12 protein-coding genes are annotated in these 26,572 nt (G+C 58.2%); 7 read left to right on the forward strand and 5 right to left on the reverse strand.

The genetic code is table 11. The features are described from left to right. Position 1: 1 nt before the first annotated feature. Positions 2 to 973: a cysteine synthase A gene (gene cysK / locus ACP_RS13005; RefSeq protein WP_015897792.1), complete on the reverse strand. Its 972-nt coding sequence runs from the start codon at positions 971 to 973 to the stop codon at positions 2 to 4. Between the two features lie 405 nt (positions 974 to 1,378). Here cysK and ACP_RS13010 point away from each other — a divergent pair, with 405 nt between their 5' ends. From ACP_RS13010 to ACP_RS13020, 3 genes are all read left to right on the forward strand, one after another. Beyond that, the gene (locus tag ACP_RS13010; protein ID WP_238525562.1) at positions 1,379 to 3,091 is read left to right on the forward strand and encodes an ABC transporter ATP-binding protein; all 1,713 of its coding nucleotides are present in this window, start codon (positions 1,379 to 1,381) and stop codon (positions 3,089 to 3,091) included. A gap of 58 nt (positions 3,092 to 3,149) precedes the next feature. Next, positions 3,150 to 7,574 (forward strand): glucoamylase family protein, encoded by a 4,425-nt coding sequence (locus ACP_RS13015; RefSeq protein WP_169305980.1) that lies wholly within the window; start codon positions 3,150 to 3,152, stop codon positions 7,572 to 7,574. A gap of 597 nt (positions 7,575 to 8,171) precedes the next feature. Then, positions 8,172 to 9,179, forward strand: coding sequence for a carboxypeptidase-like regulatory domain-containing protein (locus ACP_RS13020; RefSeq protein ID WP_041839569.1), 1,008 nt, complete (start codon positions 8,172 to 8,174; stop codon positions 9,177 to 9,179). 139 nt (positions 9,180 to 9,318) lie between these two features. On the opposite strand, the gene ACP_RS13025 is transcribed toward ACP_RS13020, so the two are convergent. Beyond that, entirely contained in the window at positions 9,319 to 10,926 is a 1,608-nt protein-coding gene (locus ACP_RS13025; RefSeq protein WP_015897796.1) for an aldehyde dehydrogenase (NADP(+)), read from the reverse strand. A 183-nt stretch (positions 10,927 to 11,109) separates the two neighbouring features. Between ACP_RS13025 and ACP_RS13030 the strand changes: the two genes are divergently transcribed. Then, a complete protein-coding gene (locus tag ACP_RS13030) occupies positions 11,110 to 11,853 on the forward strand; it encodes a GntR family transcriptional regulator (RefSeq protein WP_015897797.1) in 744 nt (247 codons plus the stop codon). A gap of 25 nt (positions 11,854 to 11,878) precedes the next feature. Here ACP_RS13030 and ACP_RS13035 read toward each other — a convergent pair whose 3' ends face one another. The 3 genes from ACP_RS13035 to ACP_RS13045 form a co-directional block, all read right to left on the reverse strand. Beyond that, the gene (locus ACP_RS13035) at positions 11,879 to 14,794 is read right to left on the reverse strand and encodes a glycosyl hydrolase 115 family protein (protein ID WP_202944470.1); all 2,916 of its coding nucleotides are present in this window, start codon (positions 14,792 to 14,794) and stop codon (positions 11,879 to 11,881) included. A 121-nt stretch (positions 14,795 to 14,915) separates the two neighbouring features. Further along, entirely contained in the window at positions 14,916 to 16,610 is a 1,695-nt protein-coding gene (locus tag ACP_RS13040; RefSeq protein ID WP_015897799.1) for an NAD-dependent malic enzyme, read from the reverse strand. Between the two features lie 104 nt (positions 16,611 to 16,714). Continuing rightward, positions 16,715 to 17,743 carry an LLM class flavin-dependent oxidoreductase gene (locus ACP_RS13045; RefSeq protein WP_015897800.1) on the reverse strand — a complete coding sequence of 343 codons (1,029 nt, stop codon included), beginning with the start codon at positions 17,741 to 17,743 and terminating at the stop codon, positions 16,715 to 16,717. Positions 17,744 to 17,907: 164 nt separating this feature from the next. Here ACP_RS13045 and ACP_RS13050 point away from each other — a divergent pair, with 164 nt between their 5' ends. The 3 genes from ACP_RS13050 to ACP_RS13060 all read left to right on the forward strand — a co-directional run bounded on the left by ACP_RS13050 (position 17,908) and on the right by ACP_RS13060 (position 26,418). Continuing rightward, positions 17,908 to 20,484: a glycoside hydrolase family 9 protein gene (locus ACP_RS13050; protein ID WP_015897801.1), complete on the forward strand. Its 2,577-nt coding sequence runs from the start codon at positions 17,908 to 17,910 to the stop codon at positions 20,482 to 20,484. 121 nt (positions 20,485 to 20,605) lie between these two features. After that, the gene (locus ACP_RS13055; RefSeq protein WP_015897802.1) at positions 20,606 to 22,666 is read left to right on the forward strand and encodes a sialate O-acetylesterase family protein; all 2,061 of its coding nucleotides are present in this window, start codon (positions 20,606 to 20,608) and stop codon (positions 22,664 to 22,666) included. Between the two features lie 365 nt (positions 22,667 to 23,031). Beyond that, positions 23,032 to 26,418 carry an arabinofuranosidase catalytic domain-containing protein gene (locus tag ACP_RS13060; RefSeq protein ID WP_085947574.1) on the forward strand — a complete coding sequence of 1,129 codons (3,387 nt, stop codon included), beginning with the start codon at positions 23,032 to 23,034 and terminating at the stop codon, positions 26,416 to 26,418. Positions 26,419 to 26,572 lie beyond the last annotated feature (154 nt).

Genomic DNA, 26,572 nt, shown 5'->3' on the forward strand with positions numbered 1-26,572 from the left:
CTTACATTTCCACCGGTTCAGTGGGCAGTGCCTGTGCTTCCTGACGGATCGCATCAAACAGTGCGGTGGAAAGATAGCGCTCGCCGAAGCTGGGCAGGATCACAACGACCAGCTTGCCTGCATTCTCAGGGCGGCGGGCCACTTCTACCGCAGCCCAGACGGCGGCCCCAGACGATATGCCGGCAAAGATTCCTTCTTCCAGCGGCAGACGGCGAGCCATAGAGATGGCGTCTTCGTTGGTGACCTGCACGACTTCATCGATCAATTGAGTATTGAGCACGCCGGGAACAAAGCCAGCGCCGATGCCCTGGATCTTGTGGGGGCCGGGCTTTCCGCCGCTGAGCACCGGGCTGTCTGCTGGTTCCACCGCAACGGTGCGAAATCCGGGCTTTCGCTCTTTGATGTAGGAGCTGATTCCGGTCAGAGTTCCACCAGTGCCGACTCCGGAGACCAGGATGTCGGCTCGTCCCTCGGTGTCATTCCATATCTCAGGTCCGGTCGTGGCATAGTGAATGGCCGGATTCGCCGGATTGTCAAACTGTTGCAGAATGTAACCATCCGGAGTGCGGGAGAGAATTTCCTGCGCCTTGGCAATTGCGCCCTTCATGCCGAGCGGCCCAGGGGTGAGCACCAGGCTGGCGCCAAAGCTCAGCAGCAGCACACGACGCTCGAGCGACATCGTCTCTGGCATGGTGAGGATCAGCTTGTAACCCTTCACGGCAGCCGCCAGCGCGAGTCCTATGCCGGTGTTGCCGCTCGTCGGTTCAATCAGCACGGTTTTTCCGGGCGCGATGCGTCCTTCCCGTTCGGCGGCTTCAACCATAGCCAGTCCTATACGATCCTTCACCGAACTCATCGGATTGGCGCTTTCCAGCTTGGCGATGACTGTAGCGTCACAACCTTTGGTGACACGGTTCAGCCTGACCAGAGGGGTTTTGCCGATCAGCTCCGTAATCTGTTCTGCAATCTGCATGGTTCAGCACACCTCGTTCGACAGAATGGCGTATGTCTCTCAACACCATAGTAGCTCCCCGGCCAACAAACGTGGTGGAGATAGCCGGAATGCCGGGTGCCTGATTGTAGCGGCTGGAAACAACATGTTGAAGCCGGAAAGCATCGGAACCATGAGCAGTACAGAGCTGAAGCCATTGCCCAGGGGATGCTCATTCGCCGGGTTCACCAATTCCAGTTTATCGAGTGCCTGCCTTGAGGCGGGCCACAGGAGTCTATGCCTGCAAACGCGGCTACAGCTAATGACGATGTAAGGCCTGAGAAGGAGCCGCCGCAAAGCCATGGCAGCGCGTGGAGAGATCGATTGCATGCGCTGCGGAATGTACCCCCGGTGTTGCGAGTCGTTTGGGATTCCGGGCCTTCTGTCGTGTTCTGGAATATTGCCACTCGCATCGTAGTCGCTTTTTTGCCGGTTGCGATCGGAATCATCGCACGCTACATCATTGACGGTGTCAACCGCATCCGGATGCACAAAGCGCTACCGCAGCACTTCTGGTGGCTGGTCATTGCGGAGATGGGCCTGGCGGTGATCGCCGGAATGCTGGCACGAACGGTCGATTACCTTGACAACCTGCTGGCCGACCGGTACACGCACCACGTGAGCGTCGAGGTGATGCGGCAGGCGGCCGCGCTGGATGTGACGGTCTATGAGGACCCGGTGTTCTATGACCGTCTGGAGCGGGCGAGGGTGCAGGCGACCGACCGGCTGGCGATGATTCAGCAGATGGGCCGCCTGATTCAGCAGACGGTAACGGCGATTGCCTTCTCCGCCATTCTGGTGAAGTATTCGCCGTTGCTGCTTTTCCTTCTCGTTGCGGGCGTGGTGCCAGCATTTCTGGGAGAAAGCCACTTTGCTTTTCTGACTTATGCGAAAAACTTTGGCCAGACGACGCGACGCCGCCAGATGGATTATCTGCGCCAGGTGGGCGGTAGTAAGGAGGCAGCCAAAGAGTTGAAGCTCTTTCGCTTGAGCGGTTATTTGACAGACCGCTTCACCCAGCTCTCACACGGAATCTACAAGGAGAATGTCGCGCTCAACCGACGCCGGCTTTTCTGGGGTGGCTTGCTTTCAGTATTGAGTGAGCTGGGCTATTACGGGGCCTATGCGCTGAGTATCTTTCGGACGATCCGCGGCCAATACACCATTGGCGATCTGACGCTGATTACTACTGCGATCATGCAGGCGATGAGCAATATTCAGCAGGCTTTTTCCACGGCATCAGGGGTGGCCGATCAGGCGCTCTTCCTGACTGACTTGCTGGCGTTTTTTGAGATGAAGCCGCGGGTAGAGTCGAAGCCCAATGCTCTTCGCGTGCCACGGCCCATTCGACGGGGATTTGAGTTTCGCAATGTCTCATTTTCCTACCCCGGAGCGGAACGGCGAGTATTGAGCAACTTTAATTTCACGCTGGCTCCCGGCGAGCGAGTGGCGCTCATTGGAGAAAACGGCCAGGGCAAAACCACAGTCGTGAAGCTGATTACTCGTCTGTATGACCCGACTGAAGGGCAGATTCTTCTCGATGGCGTAGACCTGCGCGATTACAGTCTTGAAGACTTGCATGGTGAAATCGGCGTGATCTTTCAGGACTTTATGCGCTACGAGATGACGGCCCGGGAAAACATTGCGGTGGGCCGCATCGAGATTCCCCATGGTCCTGAAGAAATTGAGTATGCCGCAAACAAAAGTCTTGCCAGCGGAGTGATTCGCAAGCTGGAGCAAGGCTATGACCAGATGCTGGGCCGCCGCTTTGAAGGCGGCGTAGACCTGTCAGGCGGGGAATGGCAAAAGATGGCATTGGCCCGGGCCTATTTGCGCGATGCTCAGTTACTTATTCTGGACGAGCCTACTGCTGCCCTCGATGCTCGTAGCGAGTTTGAGGTGTTTGAGCGCTTTTCTGAATTAACCCAGGACAAGATGGCCCTGCTCATTTCACATCGCTTCTCCACCGTTCGCATGGCTGACCGGATTGTCGTGCTTGAAGGCGGTCAACTGGTGGAAGAGGGGAACCATGATGCGCTGATGGCGTTGAATGGCCGTTATGCAGCGATGTTTGAAATGCAGGCCTCCAGCTACCGGTGAGGATATGACACAGCCAGTGAACAGGTTTGAGTATGAGTCAAGTGCAGAGGTGCAGCACTTGCGCGACGCCGTACGGATTGCGGCAGGCTGGGATGTGGTGCATCGCCCGGAAGGGCCTGAAGGCATTTCTGCGCGCATGGATGCAGTCCGCCGGCAACTTGAAGAGGTTGAAAAGCAACTGAATCGATGGAATCAGTCGCAAACGGTCAACGACGAACCGGCTGTGCCGCATCATGTTGCGCTGCTTGAAATCCTCAGAAATTCACGGCTCCTTCGTTCTGTGCTCAAGGAGATCAGGGGGCGGGTCAGGCAGATCGCTCTGTTGCCCCGAGTTGTGATGCCGGCGCAAAGAGAAGAGCCGCGCATGGCTCGTGCGGCGGAGTTATATCTTCATGCGGTGCACAGTGTTTATTCTCCAACGACGTTCTGTGTCTTTCTGGAGGAATTGCAGAAATATGACCCGCTGAATATAGATGAGTTTTGGAACACTTCGGTATTTCTGCAGTTCGTGCTGCTCGAAGCCCTACTGGATGAAGCGAGCAAGTTGCTGCGTTCGCCAGATACCGTGGAGGCGCCGAGAACGGAAACTTTCATCAAGAGTCTGCGGGAGGTCTCTCAGTCCGATTGGCCCTCTTTGCTTGAGCCCTTGATTCTCTGTGATGGCACCCTGAGACAGGACCCGGCGGAAGCTTATGCGCGGATGGATTTTGCAAGCCGGGAACGGTACCGCCAGCGCGTTGCGTATCTTTCCCGGCATTCCGACTGCACTGAGCTGCAGGTAGCCCATGCTGCAATCGAATTGAGCAGGGATGGTGCGCTTCGTGCGTCGGGCGACGCACGCATGCAGCAACGTTATCAGCATGTCGGCTTCTATCTGCTGGACAAAGGATTTCCGGATCTTGGCCGCCGCGTCGGGTTTCATCCTCCGGTCATGGAGCGGATGCGGATGTGGGTGCAGCGCAATGCTGAGGACTTCTATATCGGCGGCGTGCTCGTGCTTTCCCTGTTGCTCGTTGGCCTCCTGATTCTTCCTCTCGTGCAGCATGCATTCTGGTTTGGCGGCCTGATCATCGCGTTATTACTTTTGGCGCTGCCAGCTAGCCAGGATGGCGTGGAACTGATGAACCTGGCCGTGACCACCCTGTTTTCACCAAATCGCCTGGCGAGAATGGATTTCAGCAGCGGGATTCCAGACAGTTGCATCACGCTTGTGACTGTGCCGTCGCTCTTGCTCAACGAATCACAGGTGCGCGATTTGGTGAAGGACCTGGAAATTCGCTTTCTGGCAAATCGGGATGCCAATCTTCATTTTGCCCTTCTTACTGACTTGCCTGATTCAGTCACCGCGCCGCGAGGGAATGACAGCGACCCGCTGGTTGAACTTGCCGTGCAGTTGATCGATGGACTGAATACGCGTTATGCATCGCTCAATCGCGGCTCATTTCTGTTGCTTCATCGCCACCGGGTCTTTAATCGCCGGCAAGGAGTATGGATGGGATGGGAGCGTAAACGCGGCAAACTTCTCGAACTGAACAATCTTCTGATCGAAGGCCGGGATGCGTTTCCGGTAAAGGCCGGCCCAGTGGAAGTGTTGCAGCGGGTGCGATACATATTGACTCTCGATGCCGACACGCAGTTGCCCTTCGGAACGGCAGCGGCCCTTGTAGGCGCAATGGCTCATCCTCTGAATCAGGCAGTGATTGATCCTGACCGGCGCATTGTGACAGAAGGTTATGGGATTTTACAGCCGCGTATCGGCATTACGGTGCGTTCCGCTTCGCGTTCTCGCCTTGCAGGAATCTACTCTGGGCAGACAGGTCTTGATATTTATTCGCGCGCTGTTTCTGACGCCTATCAGGACCTCTTTGGAGAAGGAATTTTTACAGGGAAGGGCCTCTATGAGGTCGCCACTTTCCACACCGTACTCAATCATCGCTTCCCGAAGAATGCGCTGCTCAGCCACGATTTGATTGAGGGCGCATATGCGCGTGCCGGGCTGGTAAGCGACCTGGAACTGATTGACGACTACCCATCTCATTACAGCGCTTACAGCCGCAGAAAGCACCGCTGGGTACGAGGAGATTGGCAGATTGCTCCCTGGATGTTCGCGCGGGTACCCGATGAGAACGGACATTGGGTCGCAAATCCTATCTCAAGCCTTTCCGGGTGGAAGATCTTCGACAATTTGCGGCGATCATTAGTCGAGCCTTTTTTGTTCCTTCTATTTCTTGCGGGATGGCTCGGGCTTCCCGGAGACCCGTTGTACTGGACTCTTCTTCCGGCCGGGCTCCTGCTCCTGCCTTATGCCGCTCAGCTTCTGGTGGCGCTTATCCGAATTCTGCAGTCGGAGGTTAAGCGCGGTACAGGCGATGCCTGGGCTGGGTTCGCACGCGGTCTTTCCGTCGTGATCCTTACCATTGCTTTTCTGCCGCATCAGATGTTGCTTTCGATGGATGCCATCGTGCGGTCTTTTGTACGCCGCTGGATCACAGGGGAGCATCTTCTGGAATGGGAGACAGCAGCTCAGTCGGAATCCTCTTCTTTGCGGCAGACGCCAGTGGATCGCTATCTCGTATGGATGCCGCTCGTTGCGATTGGCCTGGGAGTTTTGATTTACTTTGCGGCGGCAAATCATCGGGCTATCTGGTATGCATTGCCGGTCTTGATTCTTTGGGGGCTGTCGAGTGGACTCACCTCATGGCTGAATCGCAATCCACGGGAACAGCAACAGATAAGCGATGGAGAGCGAGCATATCTGTATCTGCACGCGCTGCGGATATGGAGATACTTCCATCAATTTGGCCGGGAAAATCATAACTACCTTATTCCAGACAACGTGGAAGAGGATGGTTTGCAGGAAGCTGCCCGTGTTTCGCCGACCAATGTTGGTCTGTTGCTCAACTCCAGGCAGGCGGCTTGTGAGTTCGGCTTCATCACGGTGCCGGAGTTTGTTGCGCTGACACAACGCAGCCTGGCGACTATCGATCAGATGGAGAAATATCGAGGGCATCTTTACAACTGGTATGACACGCAGACGCTGAGTCCTCTGGAGGCGCAACCGTTTATTTCTTCTGTCGATAGCGGTAACCTGCTGGCGTCGCTTTATACTCTCCGCTCGGGCGCGGTGGAGTGTCTTCAGCGTCCGGTTCTGCGAAAAGAGCTACTCGCCTCGATAGATGCACACTGGCAGTTGATGAAGGATGAGAAGGATGCCCGTGTTGTGAATGTTTCACCTCCTCCGAGAAGCTCTGACTGGACGGATTGGCTGCATTGGCTGCCGCGAGCGGAGGCGGCTTTTGCGGAAGCGCAGAGCTCCATGGATCATTCAGCGGGAGCAAGCTGGTGGTTCACTGAAGCTTATCGGCGGGTGCTGGCGCTGAAGAGCTTGTTTACCGACTACTTCCCATGGCTTTTGCCACAATTTCAACCCATACTTGCAGATCTCTCCTGGAGTGCGTCGGAAGATGTATTTGATCTTTCGGTGGAAGGAGCGTTTCTGCTGGCGAAGGAGTTGGAGACGAAGATCGGGGAAGAGTTGAGTCAGGAAGGGGCGCAGCCGCTGCAGACTCTCGCTCCATTGCAGGACGCAGTGAAACTGGCGTGTGACAACCTGCGTTCTGTTGGAGGAGGTTTGTTGCGTATTGCTCAGGACGCGGAGCGGCTTGCGAATGCCATGGAGTTTTCATTTCTGGCCGACCCAAACCGGAAGATACTCTCCATCGGCTTTAACGTGCGCCAGAGCAAGCTTCTTGAATCCTGTTACGACATGCTTGCATCAGAAGCCAGAATTGCAACATTTCTGGCCATTGCCCGAGGGGACCTTCCTTATTCGAGTTGGTTTAAGCTGGCCCGCGATTTCGCGAGCGCAAGCGGTCGATACTTGTTGCTCTCGTGGACGGGGACCATGTTTGAGTACATGATGCCGGCGTTGTGGATGCGCAGCTATCCGAACACTCTGTTGGCCCAAACGCAGGAATCTTGCGTACGGGTGCAGCAGTCTTATGGCGCCGACCAGGGAATTCCGTGGGGCATTTCGGAGTCCGGCGCGGCGCAGCGTAATGACTCCGGTCATTATCACTACCACGCATTTGGCTTACCGAAGATTGCTCTATCGATGGAAGCGAAGTCCGGTCCCGTGGTATCTCCCTACTCAACGTTTCTTGCGCTGAGCCGCGACGTGAGTGCTGCCTTGCGCAACCTGGGGCGAATGGAGGCAGCGGGCTGGACGGGTGCTTTTGGTTTCTACGAGTCCGGTGACTTCAGCGTCTCAAAGCGCAAGCCGGAAATTGTTCGCGAGTGGATGGCTCATCATCAGGGAATGTCTCTACTCGCGACCTTGAATCTTCTTCAGCAGAATCCTGTGCAGCGCTGGTTTCATGAGAATGCGCTGATCGAATCTGCTGAACTTCTGCTGCATGAGATGGCCCCGAGTAAGACGCAAATACACGCCGAACTGGATACCTTTAACTCCGCTGCCGGATGAGCGCCATTGCTTCACGCTGCAAGAAGCACTGGCCACTGACGTGAAGGTGAAGAACACTCCCTGTGCGAGCCCGTCGTGATTACTTTTTTGCTCGTGGCCGGCTTACAGGGCAAGTTCTGTGCCGGTTGAGATGAGACAGACCAGTCTTGCTATCTCAGGCCCTTGAGATTTTTGGGGATATGGAGGGAGCCACTGTGGCTTCGCCGGCAGAAACATGAATAATTCATGAAGACTTTGTGACTTTCGCGGCATCTGTATTGGTTGTGCTCCGTCGTCTTGTAGGCGCGGCGGGGCAGTTGTTGTTTATCCAAGCAAGCCTGGCGGAAGCCGGAGTGTTTTTCTACATTCTGCTCTCTACTGACCGGCAGCTTATCTGAAATCGAAACAAGTATTGGAACAACTGCGGTCATTCGAGGCATGGAATCAATGGAATGGATGGATTACGAGCGTTTTGGACGTTCGAATGCTCCTGCTGTATCTGCCAGCCCGGCTCTCAAGCTGGCAAATCGGGAGGGGACGGCTCTTTCCGGGGCAGTTTTCGGCACCGGGAGCAGATTTTCAAGGTTTGATCGCTTTTACCCTTTCTCCGGGTGCAGCTTGTGGCAGCGGATTCTATGGCTGCTGGTATTTTCGGCCGCAGTAGCGGCATCTGCATTTGCTCAACCCATACAGGCTCCAGCGGCGCAGCCGGGGAACATCAGCGGCACGGTCACGGATGCCGAAGGGGATGTGATTGCAGATGCAACCGTGACCTTGCAAGCGCCCGGGGGGCAGGCCCCGGTTGTGGTGAAGGCAAATGACTATGGTGGTTTTGCTTTCAACAATGTGCCCGCTGGCGGACCCTATCACGTTCAAATTGCCGCGCCGGGATGTATCCCGTGGACGTCTCCAGCTTTCTCGCTGCAGCCAGGGCAGTTCCTGACGGTCAAGCAGATTGCGGTGCAAATCTCTGGCGGCACGACCTCTATCGTCGTCAAGCCAGCAGAAACGCCGCTTCAACTTGCCACCGAACAGGTCAAGCAGGAAGAAAAGCAGCGCGTGTTCGGCGTCATCCCTAATTTTTATGTGAGCTATGATCCTCATGCTGCTCCGCTGACCACCAAGCTCAAATACAAGCTGGCACTTCGTACAACGGTTGACCCGGTCACTGTGGTCGGGGCCGCTTTTCTGGCTGCGGTGCAGCAGGCGGGCGACACGCCGAACTACCAGCAGGGCTGGGATGGATATGCCCAGCGCTTTGGAGCCGATTACACCGATGGGTTCACCGATGTCATGCTGGGTGGTGCAATCCTGCCGTCGCTGCTGCACCAGGATCCCCGCTATTTCTATCAGGGGACCGGCAGTGTGCGCTCGCGCCTCTTTCACGCGCTCATGAGCCCATTCTTTTGCCGGGGTGACAACGGCAAAACGGAGTTCAACTACTCCAGCATCGGCGGCGATCTGGGCTCAGGTGCAATCTCAAATCTCTACTATCCGAAATCAAATCGCGGTGTCTCGGTGACGATCAGCAACACGCTCATCACCACTGCGGGGCGAATGGTCAGCGCCACCGTTCAGGAATTTGTGCTCAAAAAGCTGACCACCAACTCTGGCCCCAGCCACTAAAGTATTTCTGCGAAGCTGCTCGCTACTGCAGTGATGGCAGTCCCCATTGTTTTCTCGGGTGTCAGCCCGGGCGCAGACAGGCAGAGGCCGGAAAGATGACTCGCCGCGCATTTGGTGGGGCGGCGAGTCTTTTCAGCTACTATGCCATCACGGCATCCCTGGTCCAATTTCCATTGATCAGACGCCAAATATCAAGAGGGTTCCCGCTCTTCAACTCGTCGGGCAGAGCTGCTTCGGGGAAGTCCTGATAGCAGACGGGCCGGGAAAACCGATAAATAGCCTGGCTGCCTACCGAGGTCCACCGGCTGTCAGATGTCGCCGGAAACGGTCCGCCATGCACCATGGCGTGGCAGACTTCCACGCCTGTCGGAAAGCCATTGAAGACAATTCTTCCGGCCCTCTGCTGCAGTGCCTCCACGAGGTCGGCGGCGGCCATCAGGTCACTCTCGGTGCCGTGCAATGAGGCCGTGAGCTGGCCTTCCATGGCCCGTGCCAGAGCAAGCAGTTGCTCGCGGTCGGCATATCGCACCACCAGTGTGCTCGGTCCGAAAACTTCGTGAGCCAGCTCAGGACTCTTGAGCAGCGCATCGCCGGTGGTTTGAAGCAGTGCAGGCACGGCAGAGGCTCCGTTGCTGTTCGAGGGCTGCGCTGCTTCGGCCAGCACCTGAACCTGATCATGTGCTTTGTGCTGGTTGAGCCGCGTGTGAAAGCTGCCGCAGATGCCCGGTGTCAGCATGACTGCCGCAGCGCCCTCTGCCGTGCGCTTTGTAAGCTCTGCCACGAATGTGTCGGCGGAGCTGTCCGCAGGCAAGAAAACCAGTCCGGGTTTGGTGCAGAACTGTCCCACGCCCAAGGTGAAGGACTCGTACAGGCCCGCCGCAATCTGTGTTCCGCGCTCCGCAAGAGCTTCAGGCAGTACGACCAGCGGATTGCTGCTGCTCATTTCGGTAAAGCAAGGGATCGGATCGGGCCGTTCCGCTGCCAGCCGCATCAGGGCCTTGCCGGCGGCGAGCGATCCGGTGAATCCTACAGCCTTGACCCATGGATGCTGAACCAGTGCTGTTGCTACTTCCACTCCAGCGTCGAACAGCAGCGAGAAAACTCCCGCAGGCAGACCGCACGTGTGGACGCTGCCGGCGATGATGCGGCCCACAATCTCGCTGGTGCCGGGATGCGCGGGATGAGCCTTGACCAGCACTGGATTGCCGGCTGCGAAAGCGGATGCCGTGTCTCCACCGGCAACCGAAAACGCGAGTGGAAAATTGCTGGCTCCGAAAACCACCACCGGCCCCAGCGGCCGCAGCATGGAGCGGATGTCGGCGCGGGGCAGCGGCTTGCGATCAGGCTGTGCGGGATCGATGCGCGCCTGTACCCATGATCCTTCTTCAGCGACCTGCGCAAACAAACGCAACTGATTTGTGGTGCGTGCCAGTTCGCCCTGCAGGCGCTTGAGAGGGAGCGCTGATTCCAGGTGCGCGCGCGCCACCAGTTCTTCGGCGGCTCCTTCGAGGCCTTCGGCAATGGACCTCAAAAAGCGCCCCTTTTCCTTGCCTGATAGCTTTCCATAGGCGGAGGCTGCATCTGCGGCCCTTTGAACGGCTGATTCCACCTGTGAGAGCGAAGCGGAAGAATAGGCAGGCTCAAGGAAGTCGCCTGTCGCGGGGTTTACCGCCCGGAAAGAAGTGGCGGAATTTGCCGGAGAAACCGTTTCCTGCCCGATGATCGAAAGTCCTGTAAGCGTGGCCATACCTTGGATGATAGCGGACAACGTGGCGGATTGTTTACCGCATTGAATACATATGGAGCAGCCGGAATGCCCCATTTTTGATTTCCAGTCCGGCAGAGCGTCGATATCTCAGCAGGGAAATGTTCTGGATGGAATATGATGCGAGAGGACGGAAGGGGCAAGTGATCACCGTCTCCTAAGCTTATGGCGAACACATCGACTACAGCGGCGCGTAAACCTCGCGCGAAAAAAGCAGCTGCCGAACACGGCGCAGGTCTGCAAACGGCGTTTCAAAAAGTGCGCGAGATGATTGTTCACGGCAGGCTCTCGCCCGGCATGTGGATTGTGGAAGCGGATCTGGCGCAGCGCCTCGGTATGAGCCGTACGCCTGTGCGTGGCGCGCTGCAATGGTTGCAACGCGAGGGCTATGTGATCGAGCACAAGAATGTGAGCAAGTCACGCATGATTGTGGCTCCGCTCACTCTCGAAGACGCCTCTGAACTCTATGCCATCGTCGGGCATCTGGAAGGCATGGCTGGCCGTCATGTCGCCCAGTTTCCAAAAGAAAAGCGTTTGGAAATGGTGCAGCAACTGAAAACGCTCAATGCAGGGCTCAAGGCCATCAGTCGCGGCCAAAGCGGCAAGGCTGCCGACATCTTTGATCTGGATTCCACTTTTCACGACACCGTGGTGATGGCTGGAGCAGGGCCGCGTCTCACCGCGCTTTATAGCGCGATCAAGCCCCAGACAGAGCGTTACTGGCGACTCTATGCCAGCTCTATCCTCAATGATCTGTATACCAGCGTTACAGAGCATGAGGAAATCATCGAAGCAATCCGGGAAGGAAACGCCGATCGCGTAGAACGCGCCATGCAGGCGAACTGGACCAATGGCGCCGAACGCCTCGGCAAGGTCATCGAACTGTTTGGCGAGCGCGGCACCTGGTAGGTGCCGCGCTCTCTCGACGTTCTTCTCAATGCCCTGAAGAGGCCATGTGAAAGTAGCTCTCGGGAGCGCCGAGATAGCTTGACGGCGCCATCGGATTTTTTTTCTTCGGCATGCCCGGAAAATGCGGCGCATTCGGGTTCGGGAAGGCGACGACCAACTTTTCCAGCACCACGCCTGGATCAACCATTCTGAGCTTCAGCGTGTGATATCCCGGTGAGGGCACATCGAGAGTTGTGGTAATTTTCCGCACACCATCACTGACCGCCTTGGCCCATGCTTGCTGAGAAGCATCAGCGAGAGCATCCACAATCTTCGGCGGCAGGTCGTCAAACGAGATGGCATAGCGCAGTCCACGCCCCGGCACAAAATTGAGCGAAGGCGACAGAATGGCTCGCACGCTGCATTTGCCGCTATCGAAGAAGTAGACGCGATACTCAAGCGTTGGCGCCGGCTTCGGGGGCAAGATGCTCGCCGCAGTCACCGGAAAAACAGTCATGCCTGAGAGTGTCTCACCGTAATTGGGAATGTTCCTCCAGCGAACGCCACTCGCTGCGGTTCGCCGCGTGTAGTGCGCCGCATCGATTGAGACGTAGTGGTGCGTCTCAACGAACCCGTCGAGGGACGCAGGTGTGGGCGTAACAGGATCCAAAGTATCCACCCGGACCGTTACGGCTGGGCCATCTTTTTGTTGTATGACCACTACGCCAGAGCTGGCCCCTTTCGGGACTTTAGCCCAGTCGATGCTCACGCGAACTGTGGCGCTTTTGGCGACTGTGCCGCCTTTCGCACTCAGGTGAATCCACGCTTCGCTGGCCTTGGCGGTCCAGGCAAAAGGCTGATTTCCGCGATTGAAGAGCTGAATGACCCGCGTCTGCTGCTTGTAGACGTCAAAGGCGGCCAGCCGCAGCGGCGGAAACGGCCCGCCAGCCGCAAAGGGGCTGCCTTCTACGGCGACCGCCATGTGCGGTCCATCCAGCGGCTGTACCCATGAGACAGCGGGCATCGCATTCACGGGCGGCTCATTCCAGAATGTGTAGCCAATATGAGTCTGGTCCATCATGTGATTCCATTTGCCGTGTGCAAGCTCATGGTTGTACTCATAGGCGAGTGCGGCGTCTTCGGCAAAGAGCCTGCGAGCCTTTTGCGCAAGATCGTTGGTGCTGACCCGGCCCTGACGAGCATAAAGCGCATTCTCGCCCGCGGTGATATAGAGTTCGTTCACGATGGCAGAGGCCTTCAGCGGATAGAGCACCAGTTCAAAGAAGGCGTCGCGATAAGCAGGCGGAAGCTTCTGGTTTACGTGTTCTGCTTCGTCTGTGAGCGATTGCCATTCGCTATAAACGCGCTGTGCTTCGTTGTAATGCACAAGGCTGTAGGTATTCGGCGAGAGCAGCTCTGGCTTTCTGCGGCCGTTGTACTTGGTGTACGTCTCCATCAGGTGCGCAATTTGCGGGGCATACTTCGGCCCAAATTCGCGAGTGGCCCAATCCAGTGTGAACTTTTGCAAATCGTCTGGCCCCCACTGCGCAGGGTTCCAGGCATACGTAAGGAAAAACTCGATTGGAAACTCCATCGGTTTCAGGTCGCCGACATTCACCACCCATATGCGGGTGGCGCCATAGCGCCAGGCCAGGTGCATCTGTTCCCAGACCTTCGGAATCGGGTTGGTGTTGAGCCATTTGTAGGAGCGCGGAGCACCCACGTAATCAAAGTGATAGTAGATGCCGGCTCCGCCGCTGCGCTTGCGTTCGTCCGGCGTAGGCAGGCGGCGCAGGTCGCCCCAGTTGTCGTCGCTCCAAAGCAGCGTCACATCATCGGGCACTCGCATGCCCTGCTGATAGTAGGTCTGCACCTCTTTGTATAGCGCCCATAGTTGAGGAACCTTGTTGAGATCAGGATTCACCGTCTGCCGAAGAATCTGTCTCTGGTCATGCACAATCTTCTCCATGAGCGCGATATTGTCGCCTTTGGACATGGGTGTGTCATTGTGCCCGCGCATGCCGAGCGTGACAACCTCTTCATAGTTCTTGTCGCGCTCCATGCAATGACGCCAAAATGCATCGATGCGGTTTGCATTGGTGGCGTAGTTCCAGGGCCCATCGCTGGGCTTCCATTCCTTTTCGGCACACATCATCGGTTCTTCATGCGATGTGCCCATCACGATACCGTACTCGTCGGCCAGCCTGGCATTCAGCGGATCGTCGGCTGCAAAGGCACTGTTCCACATCGCGGGCCAGAGATAGTTAGCCCGCAGCCGCAGCAGCAAATCAAAAACTTTGGTGTAGAAGCGATGGTTATATCCGCCGAACTTTGCATTGACCCATCCGGTCAGCGAAGGAGCTTCATCATTCAGAAAGATGCCGCGATATTTCACTACGGGCGGACCCACTACCCACCGGCCCTGAGTGGCATAAAGCGTGTCATGATGCTTCACCGGCACATCAGCCCACCAGTACCAGGGCGAGACGCCGATGTCTTCTGAGAGATCGTAAATGCCGTAGATGGTTCCCCGCTTGTCACTGCCCACAATCACCAGCGCACGCTTCACGCCCGGCAGCGGATCGTCGACGACCTGCGTCAGCGTGCTCTCCCACTGACCGCGAATCGCGCTCACATCAATCTTGTGGTTCTGAATAAGCTGGTCGATCAGCGCGCTCTTTCCAAGGGTGCCAATCAGCACGATCTCACTGGCTTTTGTGGCGGGGCCGTGACTCAGCGCCGGCTTGAGGCCAGTTACGCGATGCAAGTCCATCTGCAGGTTTTGCGCTGCATGCTGCACGCCCCACCAGTCGCCGGAGTCGACCACCAGAGGCGCAACTTTGCCTTGCGCGGCAAGTGCAAAGCCGCGCGGCACCGCGGTGAAGTGGATGTACTGCGGTTGTCCGATGGCAAAGCTGCGAGCAGGGCTCGCGAACAGAGCGAGCACGGCAAGAAATAGCAACCAACGTCCAGAGAGGCGAGGATGGGGGGTGAAGCAATGCAACAGGCGATAGGGCATGTGGGCGCAACCAGAAATTAAAGTCGTATCCCGAACAAAGTACCACACACGCCCTGCCGCGTGACTATTCCCGCTCGTACTCTTCGTAAGCGGGCTCCCAGTGGTTTTCATCGAGCGCGCGCAGTAGTTCTGCCTCATCAGCAACCTGCGCCTGCCCTTCGCGCAGTGCCTGCCGCCCGACCGCTTCCCCAATATGCCGCGCTATCGTGCGAGCTTCAGAAATAGGTGGCAGCAGGCATGCGTTGGAATCGGAGCAGGTCGGCAGGTGGAGAATCAGTTCGGTGGTGGCCGCGAGAATCATGTCCTCGGTCACATGCCGCGCCTTGGCAGAGATGATGCCAAGCGCCAGCCCGGGGAAGATATAGGAGTTGTTGGTTTGCGCAACCTGCAAAGTCTTTCCGCGAAGAGTCATTGGCTCAAACGGGCTTCCTGTACCCACCAGTGCCCGGCCATCGGTCCATGTGAGCAGATCATGAGGATGCGCCTCGCTGCGCGACGTAGGGTTCGACAAGGGGAAGATGATCGGCCGCTCCACATGCTGCGCCATGGTGCGGACCACTTCTTCGGTGAATGCCCCTGCCTGGCCTGACACACCGATGAGAGCCGTCGGCCTCACTTGCCGTATCACTTCCTCAATGCGAATAGCTCCATTTTCCTGCTTCCAACCCTTTACACTCTCCGCAGTTCGTGCGTACATCTTTTGCTCGTCTTTGATGTTGGCGCGTCCCTCCACCAATAGTCCATCCACGTCGATGGCGTGGATGCGTTCCTGCGCCTTCTCCGGTGTGCATCCCTTTTGCTGCATCAGGCGAACGAGCAGATTCGCGATGCCTAATCCTGCACTGCCAAAGCCGAAGAGCACGATACGCTGCTCGGTAAGCGGAACGCCGGTGATGTGAATAGCAGAAATCAACGTGGCTGCGGCGATGGCTGCCGTGCCCTGAATATCGTCATTGAAGGTGCAAAGCTGATGCCGGTAGCGAGCCAGCAATCGCGAGGCATTCGCTCCCGCGAAGTCTTCCCATTGCAGCAACACATGGGGCCAGCGCTCTTTCACGCATTGCACAAAAGCGTCGACAAAGTCGTCATATTCCAGGCCCCGGATGCGCGCATGCCTCCAACCCATATAGATCGGGTTTGCAAGCCGCTCTTCGTTGTCGGTGCCCACGTCCAGCAGCACTGGCAGGCATTGCTCGGGAGGGATGCCGCCTAGCGCGGTGTAAAGCGCCATCTTGCCTATGGGGATACCCATTCCGCCCGCACCCTGATCGCCAAGCCCAAGGATGCGCTCGCCATCGCTGACCACAATGCAGCGAACCTTGTCATAGCGGGGATGGCTCAATATCTGCCGCATGCGATCTTTGTTGGGATAGCTCAGGAAGACGCCGCGGGGCTTGCGCCAGATTTCACTGAAGCGCATGCACCCCTCGCCGACCGTCGGCGTATAGACAATCGGCAGCAACTTCTCGATGTTCCGCACCAGCAACGCGTAAAAAAGCGTTTCGTTCAGGTCCTGCAGGTCGCGCAAAAAGGCGTATTGATGAAAGGCGGTGCGCTGATCATCAAAGGCGCGCATGCGGCGATCCACCTGCTCTTCGAGCGTGCCCACATGCGGGGGCAACAGCCCGTGGAGTGAGAAGAGATCACGCTCGCGATTAGTAAAGGCCGTGCCTTTATTGAGCCGGGGAGAATTGATCAGATTGAAGCCGGCCACGTTCACTTTGCGCGTACGCGGATGATTCTCAGAAGAAGTACTCATCAGGAAATTCGCTCTCTCCAGAGAGATAACTTCCTAGTGAATCATGTTTTTCATAAACGCGCGATGAGCGATGAGCCAGAAATAGCTGCATTGCTCTGACGCTGCTATCGTGCTCTTGCAAGTTCCGCGGAGCCAGGTGCCGCGATTCTAGATGCGACCGCGGCCAGCCGCTGGTAAGATTCCAGCCGGTCGGCGTGGTCCCAGGTATCCGTCACCGCGATGACCTCGTCGGCTTCCGTGGCGCGTATCAAGCGTCTCAGGCCTTCTTCCACGGTTGCCTCTGAGCCGACGAGTGCCGCGCGCAGCTTGTTCTCCACCGTGATTTTCTCCCACTCGTTCCAGATGCCATTAAACGAGTCCACGGGAGGCAGCAATTCCACCGGCTGGTTGCGAATCAGCCGCAGAAAGCGCTGTTGCGGAGTCGTGAAGAGCCGGCGTGCGGCAGGGTCTGTCTCCGCCACCATGACGGGCACGCCAATCATCAGCCAGGGACGTTGCAAACCCTCACTGGGTTGGAACTGCGAGCGGTAGAGATAGGCCGAGTGTTCCAGCATGTCTGGCGCGAAATGCGCCGCGAATGCAAAGGGCAGGCCCAGGTTGGCCGCCAGGCGGGCGCTGTAATCGCTGGAGCCCAGGAGCGTGACCGGCACATGACTGTTCTGCCCGGGATAGGCCTTCACCACCTGCCCTGGCTGTTCGGGGCCAAGATAGGTCCGCAACTCCCGCAGCAACTCAGGAAATTCATCTCCGCTCTGGCGCAGATCGCGTCGCAGCGCACGCATCGTCTGCATGTCGCCGCCCGGCGCGCGGCCGAGCCCGAGATCAATGCGGCCAGGGTAGAGTGCCTCCAGCGTGCCAAACTGCTCGGCCACGACGAGTGGAGCGTGATTGGGCAGCATCACTCCACCGCTACCCACGCGAATCGTATGAGTCGCACCCGCAACATGGCCAATGAGCACCGAGGTTGCCGAGCACGCCAGGCCGTCAATGGAGTGGTGCTCCGCCAGCCAGTAGCGCCGGTATCCCCACTGCTCCACATGCCGTGCCAAATCCACCGAGCGCGCAATGGCGCTGGCAGCGGATTCCTCCGGGCGCCTGCTCACCAGATCCAGAACCGAGACAGAAAATGCCATGCCTTATTGGATGAATCGGCTCGCGCGGAGATACATTCGTCTTGCCGGATGGCCGGGGCTCATTTTGCCGCCGAAATGAGAAGTTTAACGCTTTAGTTTGACGCTTTATCTACGGCACGCGTAGGATTCGTGCGCGAAAACCTTTACCGTTTGGAGATACGCAGATGCCTTTTCGTCCGCGCGCCGTTCTGCTGCTGTCGATGCTCACCACGTTATTTCTCAGTCTGCCCGCATCTGGAGCAGACCTGCACCTGAAGGTCACCAGCAACGGCTACCTGAGGGGACGCGGTGTGAGCGTTATGCTCTACAACGACACCTATAGCCCGATCTTCTTTGATCAGAAAGATTCTGCCATGCAGATCATTCTGCATGGCCACCGGGTTGCGACCAACGGCAGCGTGCGCCTCTCGCCGACGCCCGAGCAGTGGAGCCTGATTCCGCATGTGGACGCGCATCAGGCCGATGCGGCCAATGACCGTCTCACCGCGCGCATGTCTTACCCGGCCTATCACCTCAGCTATCAGGTGGTGGTTACGGCAGAGCCCGGTGGATTTCGCGTGAGCGTCAATCTCGACAAGCCGCTGCCGGCCAACCTCGTGGGCCGTGCGGGCTTCAATCTTGAGTTTCTGCCGTCGATCTACGAAAACAAGTCCTACGTGGTCGACAACAGTAGCTATGGTGTGATGCCGCAGTATCCCGAGAGCCAGATGACCGCTTATCCGCCGAAGCCTGGTGACCCCAAGCCTGTCTGGTACATCGCGCAGTGGCGCAAGGCGCGCAACTACATGGTCCCGCTGCCCTTTGCCAGCGGCCACAGCATCACGCTGGCTGCCGGTGATCCCCTCAATCGCGTCAGCGTGACGTCTGATTCTGGAAAGATCGCTCTCTATGACGGGCGCAATCAGGGGCTGAATGGATGGTTTGTCATGCGCACCATGATCCCGGCAGGCAAAACGAAAGATGCGGTCGTGTGGCATGTGCGGCCCAGCTATCTTCCGAACTGGACGCGTCAGCCGATGATCGCGCACAGCCAGGCCGGCTATGCGACAGACTTTTCCAAGGTCGCCATCATTGAGCTTGATCCGAATTTTGACGCGCCCAGGACTGCCGAACTGCTCCGGCTTGCAAGCGACGGAAGCTACAAGAAAGTTTATGAGGCGCAAGTGTCGGCGCCGATGCCATGGCTGCGCTACCACTACGTGAAGTTCGATTTTTCCAGCGTCAAGCAGCCCGGTCTCTACAAGATCGAATACGCGGGCGAGAAGACCGCCGTCTTTCCCATCGCAAAGAACATCTACGACAACACCTGGCAGACCAGCCTCGACTGCTTCATGGCCGAGCAGATGGACCACATCCGAGTGCGCGATGTTTATCACGTCTGGCATGGTCTGGCTCACATGGATGATGCGGAGCAGGCTCAGCCGAATATCAAGGAGTTTGATGGTTACTTCACCGGGCCGAATCTCTACTCCCCTTACAAGCCCGGTCAGCACATCCCCGGACTGAACATCGGCGGATGGTTCGATGCCGGAGACTATGACAGCGACGTCTTCGATCAGTTGGGCACCGTCAGAACGATGGCGCTCATCGAGATCACCTTTCATCCCAAGTGGGATGAGCTAAGCGTGAATGAGACGACCCGCAATGTCGTGATGCATCAGCCCGATGGAATTCCGGATGTTGTCGAGCAGGTGGAGCACGGTGTGCTGCAAACGCTGGCGCAGGTGCATGCCGTGGGCCACCCGTTGATGGGCATCCATTCTTCGAACCTGAAGGAGTACACCTTTGTGGGCGATGGCGCGTCCCAGACCGACGGACGCATCTACGATCCCAAGCTGGGACCGAATCAAATCAAGGGGGATTACTCCGGCAAGAACGACGACCGCTGGGCGTGGACCAACGACAATATGGCTGCGGACTACTCCGCGGTGGCGTCTCTGGCCGCGGCTTCTGAGGCGCTGAAGGGGTGGAATGATGCGCTATCGAAGCAAAGCCTCGACGCCGCGATCAAACTCTGGAAGAGTCAGCAAGGGCGTCCCATGCCACCGATGCCCGCGCGCTTCCGGCGCTTTATGGGCGCAATGGATTGGCCGGCCGATCTTGAGTTGCTGATTGCCACCAACGGCGCGCAGCCCTACAAACAGCGGGTCGAGAAGCTCTTTCCACAGATGTTGCAGCAAATCGGTTTCCAGGGCTGGACGGCCGTGCGCGCACTGCCCTATCTCGATGCAAGCTACAAGGCAGAGTTCCGCAAGGCACTGGAGGCTTATATGCCGCAGATGAACCGCCAAATGGCAGCCACGCCCTTTGGCGTGCCGCCTTCGCGCGGCGCATGGGGAGGCTCCGGCCAGGTGGCGGAGTTCGGCATCCAGATGTACTTCCTGCACGAGGCGTTTCCTGATCTGGTGGGGCCGCAGTACACGCTGCGCGCCGCCAACTATCTGCTCGGCACACATCCGGCGTCGAATGTCTCTTACATCGCAGGCATCGGCACTCAGTCGAAGCCCAAGACTTACTCCAACAATCGTGGCGATAACAGCTACATCCCCGGCGGCATGATTCCCGGCTACATCGTCATCAATCCAGACTTCCCGGAGTGCATCACCAACTTCGGCATGCTCTGGTACGAAGATGAAACCACCATTGGAGCAGCAACCGATTGGATCATGGAAGCCAACGCCGCGGAAGCCATCGTCAAGCAGCAGATGGCGCAAGGCGCCAGTCAGAAAGCTGGCGAATAGTCCAAAGGCTTCACTTGATGGCTGCAGATGCGCCGGATCGCTAAGCTTCGCTCCGGCGCATCTTTCTTCGCGTTCCTCTGCTCCTTCATTGCTCTGAACTCAGCTCACCAGGAGGCTCAACTTGCCGCGTTTTAGAAATCACCTGCTCACCGCTGTCATCCTGAGTCTTTCGGCTGCGCCAGGCTGCAGTCTCTTTGCTCAGACTGCACCGCAGCCCGCGCCCAAAAACTCAGCAGCCAAGTCTGTATCACTGGATAACTCGATCTTCGGCAATAGCACAGGGTCTGAGAAGTCGCTGCCATTCGTCAGCACGATCTTCGGCGACAACATGGTGCTGCAGCGCGGCAAGCCGGATGCCATCTGGGGCTGGTCAAAGCCAGGCGACACCGTGCAGGTGCAGATTGACGGCAAGCATGCCACCGGGGTGGCGGCTGCGAATGGCCGCTGGCAGGTGCAGATTGCACCGCCGCCCACCGGTGGTCCCTACACCATGAAGATCAGCGATGGCCATCAGACCGCGACATTTCAGAATGTGATGGTCGGCGACGTCTGGATCTGCGGTGGGCAGTCAAACATGGAGCTGCCGTTGCGCTTTACCGACAACGCTGCCAAGGTGGCCGCGCAGGCAAATTATCCCAACATTCGTTACTTCACCGTGGGCGATCACACGGCCTATCACCCGGCGTACACGCTCAAGGGAAGCTGGAAGGTGGTCACTCCCAAGACGGCGGATTGGCTTTCAGCGGTGGGCTTTTACTTTGGCCTGAAGCTGGAGCAGCAACTGCACATCCCCATCGGTCTGGTGGTGGACTCGGTGGGCGGTTCGGCTGGAGAAAGCTGGGCCAGCGCGGCGGCCCTTCGTCCGCTGGGCGACTACGATATCCCGCTCAAAAAAATGGCAGAGTGGACGGCGGAGGGTGGGCAGCCCTACGGCAACTACATCATGCCCTGGTATGACGACTACGATACGGGGCTCAAGCAGAAGTGGTATTCGCCGGCTTATCATCCATCCGGCTGGAAGACCGTTCCGCTTCCCGGCGGATTTGCGGCGCTGGGTGTCCCGGATACTCCAGCGGTCGCCTGGTTTCGCAAAGAGGTCACGCTGCCCAGTCCTGTGCCCAGCGGCCTTTCATTGATTTTTCTCGGCGAAATTCAACGCATGGATACGGTCTATGTGAATGGAACCTCTGTCGGCGGCAGCGCATGGGTCGAGCATCCTCGCATTTACCGTATCCCTCCCGGCCTGCTGAAGCCCGGCAAAAATCTCATTGCGATTCGCATCTTCAAAACCGAGCCTCACGGCGGCTTCCTCGACAAGGCTTCTGAGTTTCATCTCCTGCTGGGGAATCACACTACGATTCCGCTGGCTGGCGAGTGGCAAGGCAAAATCAGTGTCGATGCCCGGCCGCCGCATCCCATGCCGATTCACTTTGCCAACTGGCCCGTGATGCCCGCCGTGCTCTACAACGGCATGCTGGTGCCGATCGCGCCGCTTTCCATTTCAGGAGCCGTCTGGTATCAGGGAGAACAGAACTCGCCGCGCGGTTATGAATATCGCAAGCTGCTGCCTGCCATCATCGAGAGCTGGCGCAATCTCTTTGATCAGGGAGACTTCCCCTTCTACATCGTGCAGTTGCCCGGGTTCGGACCTCACAGCGCCAAGCCTACCGACGATGCATGGGCTGACATTCGTGAGTCCCAGGCCATCGTCGCCGCGACGGTGCCGCACTCCTGCCTCGCGGTCACCATTGATACGGGCGATCCCGTTAGCCTGCATCCGGGCGACAAGAAGCCGGTTGGCGATCGCCTGGCTGATTGCGCGCTGGCGCAGCATTATGGCAAGCATGTTGTGGACTCCGGCCCGGTGCTGGCCTCCGTCAAGCGCCTGCATCATGCAATCCGGCTGCGCTTCAAGCATGCGAATGGCGGTCTTGTGGCCAAGGGCGGGGAATTGAAGGGCTTTTCGATTGCCGGTGCCGATCATCAATGGCATTGGGCCCAGGCGCGCATTCAGGGCAAAAGCGTGATCCTGTCTTCGCCCGCGGTGCCGCACCCTACGCAGGTGCGTTATGCCTGGCAGTCTGACCCGGTCGCCACGTTGTTCAACGGAGCCGGTCAGCCGGCCGGTCCGTTCCGCACCGATCATTGGCCGCTCATCACGCAGAATGTGCGGCCCTACTGAGTTGTTTGACCATAAGCGTGGGCTGGCTTTCCGCGAGAGCCGGCCCACGTGCTCACATCGTCAGCGCGCGAATGCGGAGCGTCTGTCATGCTGAGACAAAGCGCTTTACAACGGGTGCAAATGCAAGATAATCTCCCATGCGGGAAACGTTTCCTCATTTCGTAGCTCTGAAATGCGCAGCGGGATGCAGAAAGCCCTCTGTCCATCGCATTTCAACGAGGGAGCCCGGATACCTTAGGCAGTGGAAATTTCAGTGGGGCTAATTTGCCCCGGTTCTTGCGGCTCCGGATGCCGCAATGGTTCACCGCCGGAATGCGTGCGGCAATCAGACAGGATAAGAGTGCATGAAGATCAAATATTTACGAATGTTCACTGTTGTATTCGCCTTGGCCGCTGCCACTCTGGCAGGAGCCGCCACCAGACCGGCTTCGCATCGCCCCAAGGGGCCCTGTGATGTTTACGCTGCCGCTGGAGATCCCTGTGTGGCCGCCTACAGCACCACCCGCGCCATGTATGCCTCTTATGATGGGCCGCTCTATCAGGTACGCCGCCAGTCTGACGGCAAATTTCTGAACATTGGCGTCGTGCAGCCGTCGGCATCTTCAGGTTCTGGTTCCGGCTATGCTGATGCCGTCGCTCAGGACCAGTTCTGCGCCAATACCTTTTGCTGGATCAGCAGAATTTACGACCAATCCCCCAAGCACAACGACCTCACGCAGGCCCCTCGCGGCGGATGGAGCGGTCCCGCTCTCGGCGGAATGGACAATCTGCCGCTTGCGAACATGGCTCCCGTGATGGTGATGGGGCACAAGGTCTACGGCGTCTTCATCGAGCCGGGAATGGGGATGCGCGATGACGATCCTCGGGGCACGGCAGTCGACGATCAAGCCGAGGGTGAGTACTGGGTCGTGAACGGCAAGCACTTCAACTCCGGCTGCTGCTATGACTTCGGCAATGCGGAAATCGACAGCCGTGACGACGACGCCGGCACCATGGAAACTGCCTATTTCGGTGACGCGCCTTACTGGTATCACGGCAATCCTCCGGGTCCTTGGGTCATGACCGATCAGGAGAATAACCTCGTCGGCTGCGTGAATGCCGATGGCTCCAATCACTGCCCGCAGCTCCCCAACATTCAGTGGCGCTTCGTCACCGCCATTGCCAAGGGAGAGCCACATCACTGGACGTCCATGGGCGGCGATGCGCAGCATGGTCCGCTGCAAGTCATGTTCAGCGGCCCGCGCGTCGATTGGCAGTACGACCCCATGCGCAAGCAGGGAGCCATCCTGCTCGGCAACGGCGGAGACAACAGCAACGGCTCGCAAGGCACCTTCTATGAGGGAGCCATGACGGCCGCCGGCACCTTCCCGAGCAATGCCACCGATCAGCAATTGCAGGCCAACATTGTTTCTGCACACTACCGCGCGCTGCCCGTCAGCATTGCACCCAGCTCGGCCACGGCCGCTCCCACCGGACTGCAAACCTTCTCGCCCCATTCGTCGCAGAGCACCACGGTGACCTTCACCAACACCAGCGATGTGCCAGCCACGAAAGTCACTCTAAGCCTCGCGCTGCCAGACCGGCAGTGGAGCGCCGTAGTTGCGGGCAGCTCCCGGCATAGCGCCGTCTTTGCGGGGCCTGTTGCGCACGGCGCCAGCGTCAGCGCTACGTTCAAGGTCACGTCAGGATCAAAGCTGCTGAACGCCGATCTGACCGGTACGGCGCGCTGGACCGACGCCGCCAGTCACCGCCAGCACACCGTGTCGCGGGTGGAAAAGGTGCGCAATGTTCTCCCCGTTCGAATCAATGAATTCCGCATCGGTTCCAACTCGCCCGCGAACGATACGAATTCCTTCATCGAGCTTTACAACGCCAGTTCCCGCAGCATCGATCTTTCTCACTGGACTCTGACCGCGCATCCCAGTCAGCAGGCGATCTTCTCGTCGGTGAAAATTCCTGCAGGAACCACCCTGGCTGCCGGGCACTATTACCTCATTGGTCTCGCAAACTCGGGTCTCGCCGCTCCGGCACGCGCTGGCAGCCGCACGCTTTACGTGAGAAGCATCACCGGCATGAAGGCCGGCGATCACATCGAGATCGGCGCCGGCGATCACAGCGAAACCCGCACCATTGCGCAGCTTGGCACGGCAGCGGGGATTCCCACCCGGCTCTGGCAGCCTCTGCCGGATGGCCCAAGTATCACGATTCCAGCCGGCGCTACCAACGTGCCTGTGCAGAGGACGGATGGCTTTGTGGTCGGCCAGAAGATCGCACTCGGCTACGGCTCAACTTATCCAAGCGCGCCCATGGGCCGCGAGCGCTATGAAGTCGCCACGGTAACCGCAGTGGGCAAGCCCGGCACTCAGGCCTATCTGGCCACGGATGCGGCCGCCGGCTCAACCCACCTCAAGGTCACCTCGGTGCAGAACATTACCGCCGGTGACAAGATCCGGCTCGACATCGACAGCTCCGGCCACGGAATTGAAACCGTCACCGTTACAAAAGTAGGCACCGCTGCCATCCGTGCCCGGCTGATGAAGGCCGCCAATGCTGGAGCCACGCAAATCAATACTTTCGGTGCAAAGGGAATTGCCGCCGGCCATCAGTTGATCATTGCTACTCCTGCTCATCAGCAAACCGTAACCGTGACGGCGGTGGATGATTCCACTCCCATGGCCGCTCACATCACCTTTCATCCTGCTTTGCGCCAGACTTTCCCTAAGGGAGCGCAAGTCATTGATCCCGGCACCGGTCTCGAGTTGGCGGCACCGCTCAAGTTCAATCACGCTGCGAATCTGCCCTTCAGTGATCGCGGCACCGGCATCAGCTTTGAGCCCGCCACCACTGTGGCGCACATCAGCAACGATCCCATTCAGGCGTTGGGCACGGGCATCATTTTGAATCAGCCGCTGGCAAGCAATCATGCCATCCACGCTGTAGTTCGCGACGCGGCAGATACCACTGCCGGTTATCAAGGTGCTCCCGCTCCCGATCAGTGGTTTGGCGGCCCTGCATTGACGACGCAATCACCCTTGTTCGGCCGCATCATCACTGTCCGTCAAGGCAGCCTGGTGCTCAGAGACGCGCAAGGCCTGGTAGCCGATAGCCTCAACTACGGTGGTCTGGTTGATCCGTGGGCCGCCGAGGGCTATCAGGGCGCTTCCGGTCTCGGCAAAGATGGTTGCTATGCTCCCACGCCGGATTCTGGCGTGAGCACGGGCCGTTACCCCAACGGCGTAGACACCGATAGCAACTGTACAGATTTTGTAACAGCGCCGGTGACAATCATGCCGATGGCTACTCCTGCGGGCGCCAGGACGATCAAGATTACCAGCACGGACGGATTTGCTCCCGGCCAGACAGTCCACATCGGTACTGGAGCAAATCTTGAGAATGCGGTGATCGCAAAGATAGGGACGCCCGGAGCCACCACCGTGCGCACAGCGGTCTCTTCCGGCGCAACCATTGTTCCCGTGGCAAATGTGCAAGCCTTCCATCAGGGCCAGACGATCTCAATCGGCAGCGGAGCCAATCAGGAATCGGCCGTGATCGCGGGGGCCTATGGATTCGGCCCTCCCATCCTCCGCCTCAAATCGCCTCTGACTCACGCGCATGCAGCGGGAGCGCCGGTTACCGGCTCAGGCATCACGCTGACGGCACCCTTGGCGCAGCAGCACGCACCCGGAACGCAGATGGCCGGCAGCTCCCCCACACCCGGCGCTGCGAACCACTACACACGGCCCATTCACTAGACATGCCCTAAGCAGTGAGGGTCGATCAGCCGCTCGGACGATGTGCTCCGAGCGGCTGATTTTTTGCAGGCTCGATTGCGCTCGGGCAAGGACAATTGTCTGTAGCCAGATGAAATCATCCAGACTCTGAAAAGAAAAAGACCAGCCGGCGAAG

The sequence above is a fragment of the Acidobacterium capsulatum ATCC 51196 genome, assembly GCF_000022565.1.
Classification (GTDB): Bacteria; Acidobacteriota; Terriglobia; order Terriglobales; family Acidobacteriaceae; genus Acidobacterium; species Acidobacterium capsulatum.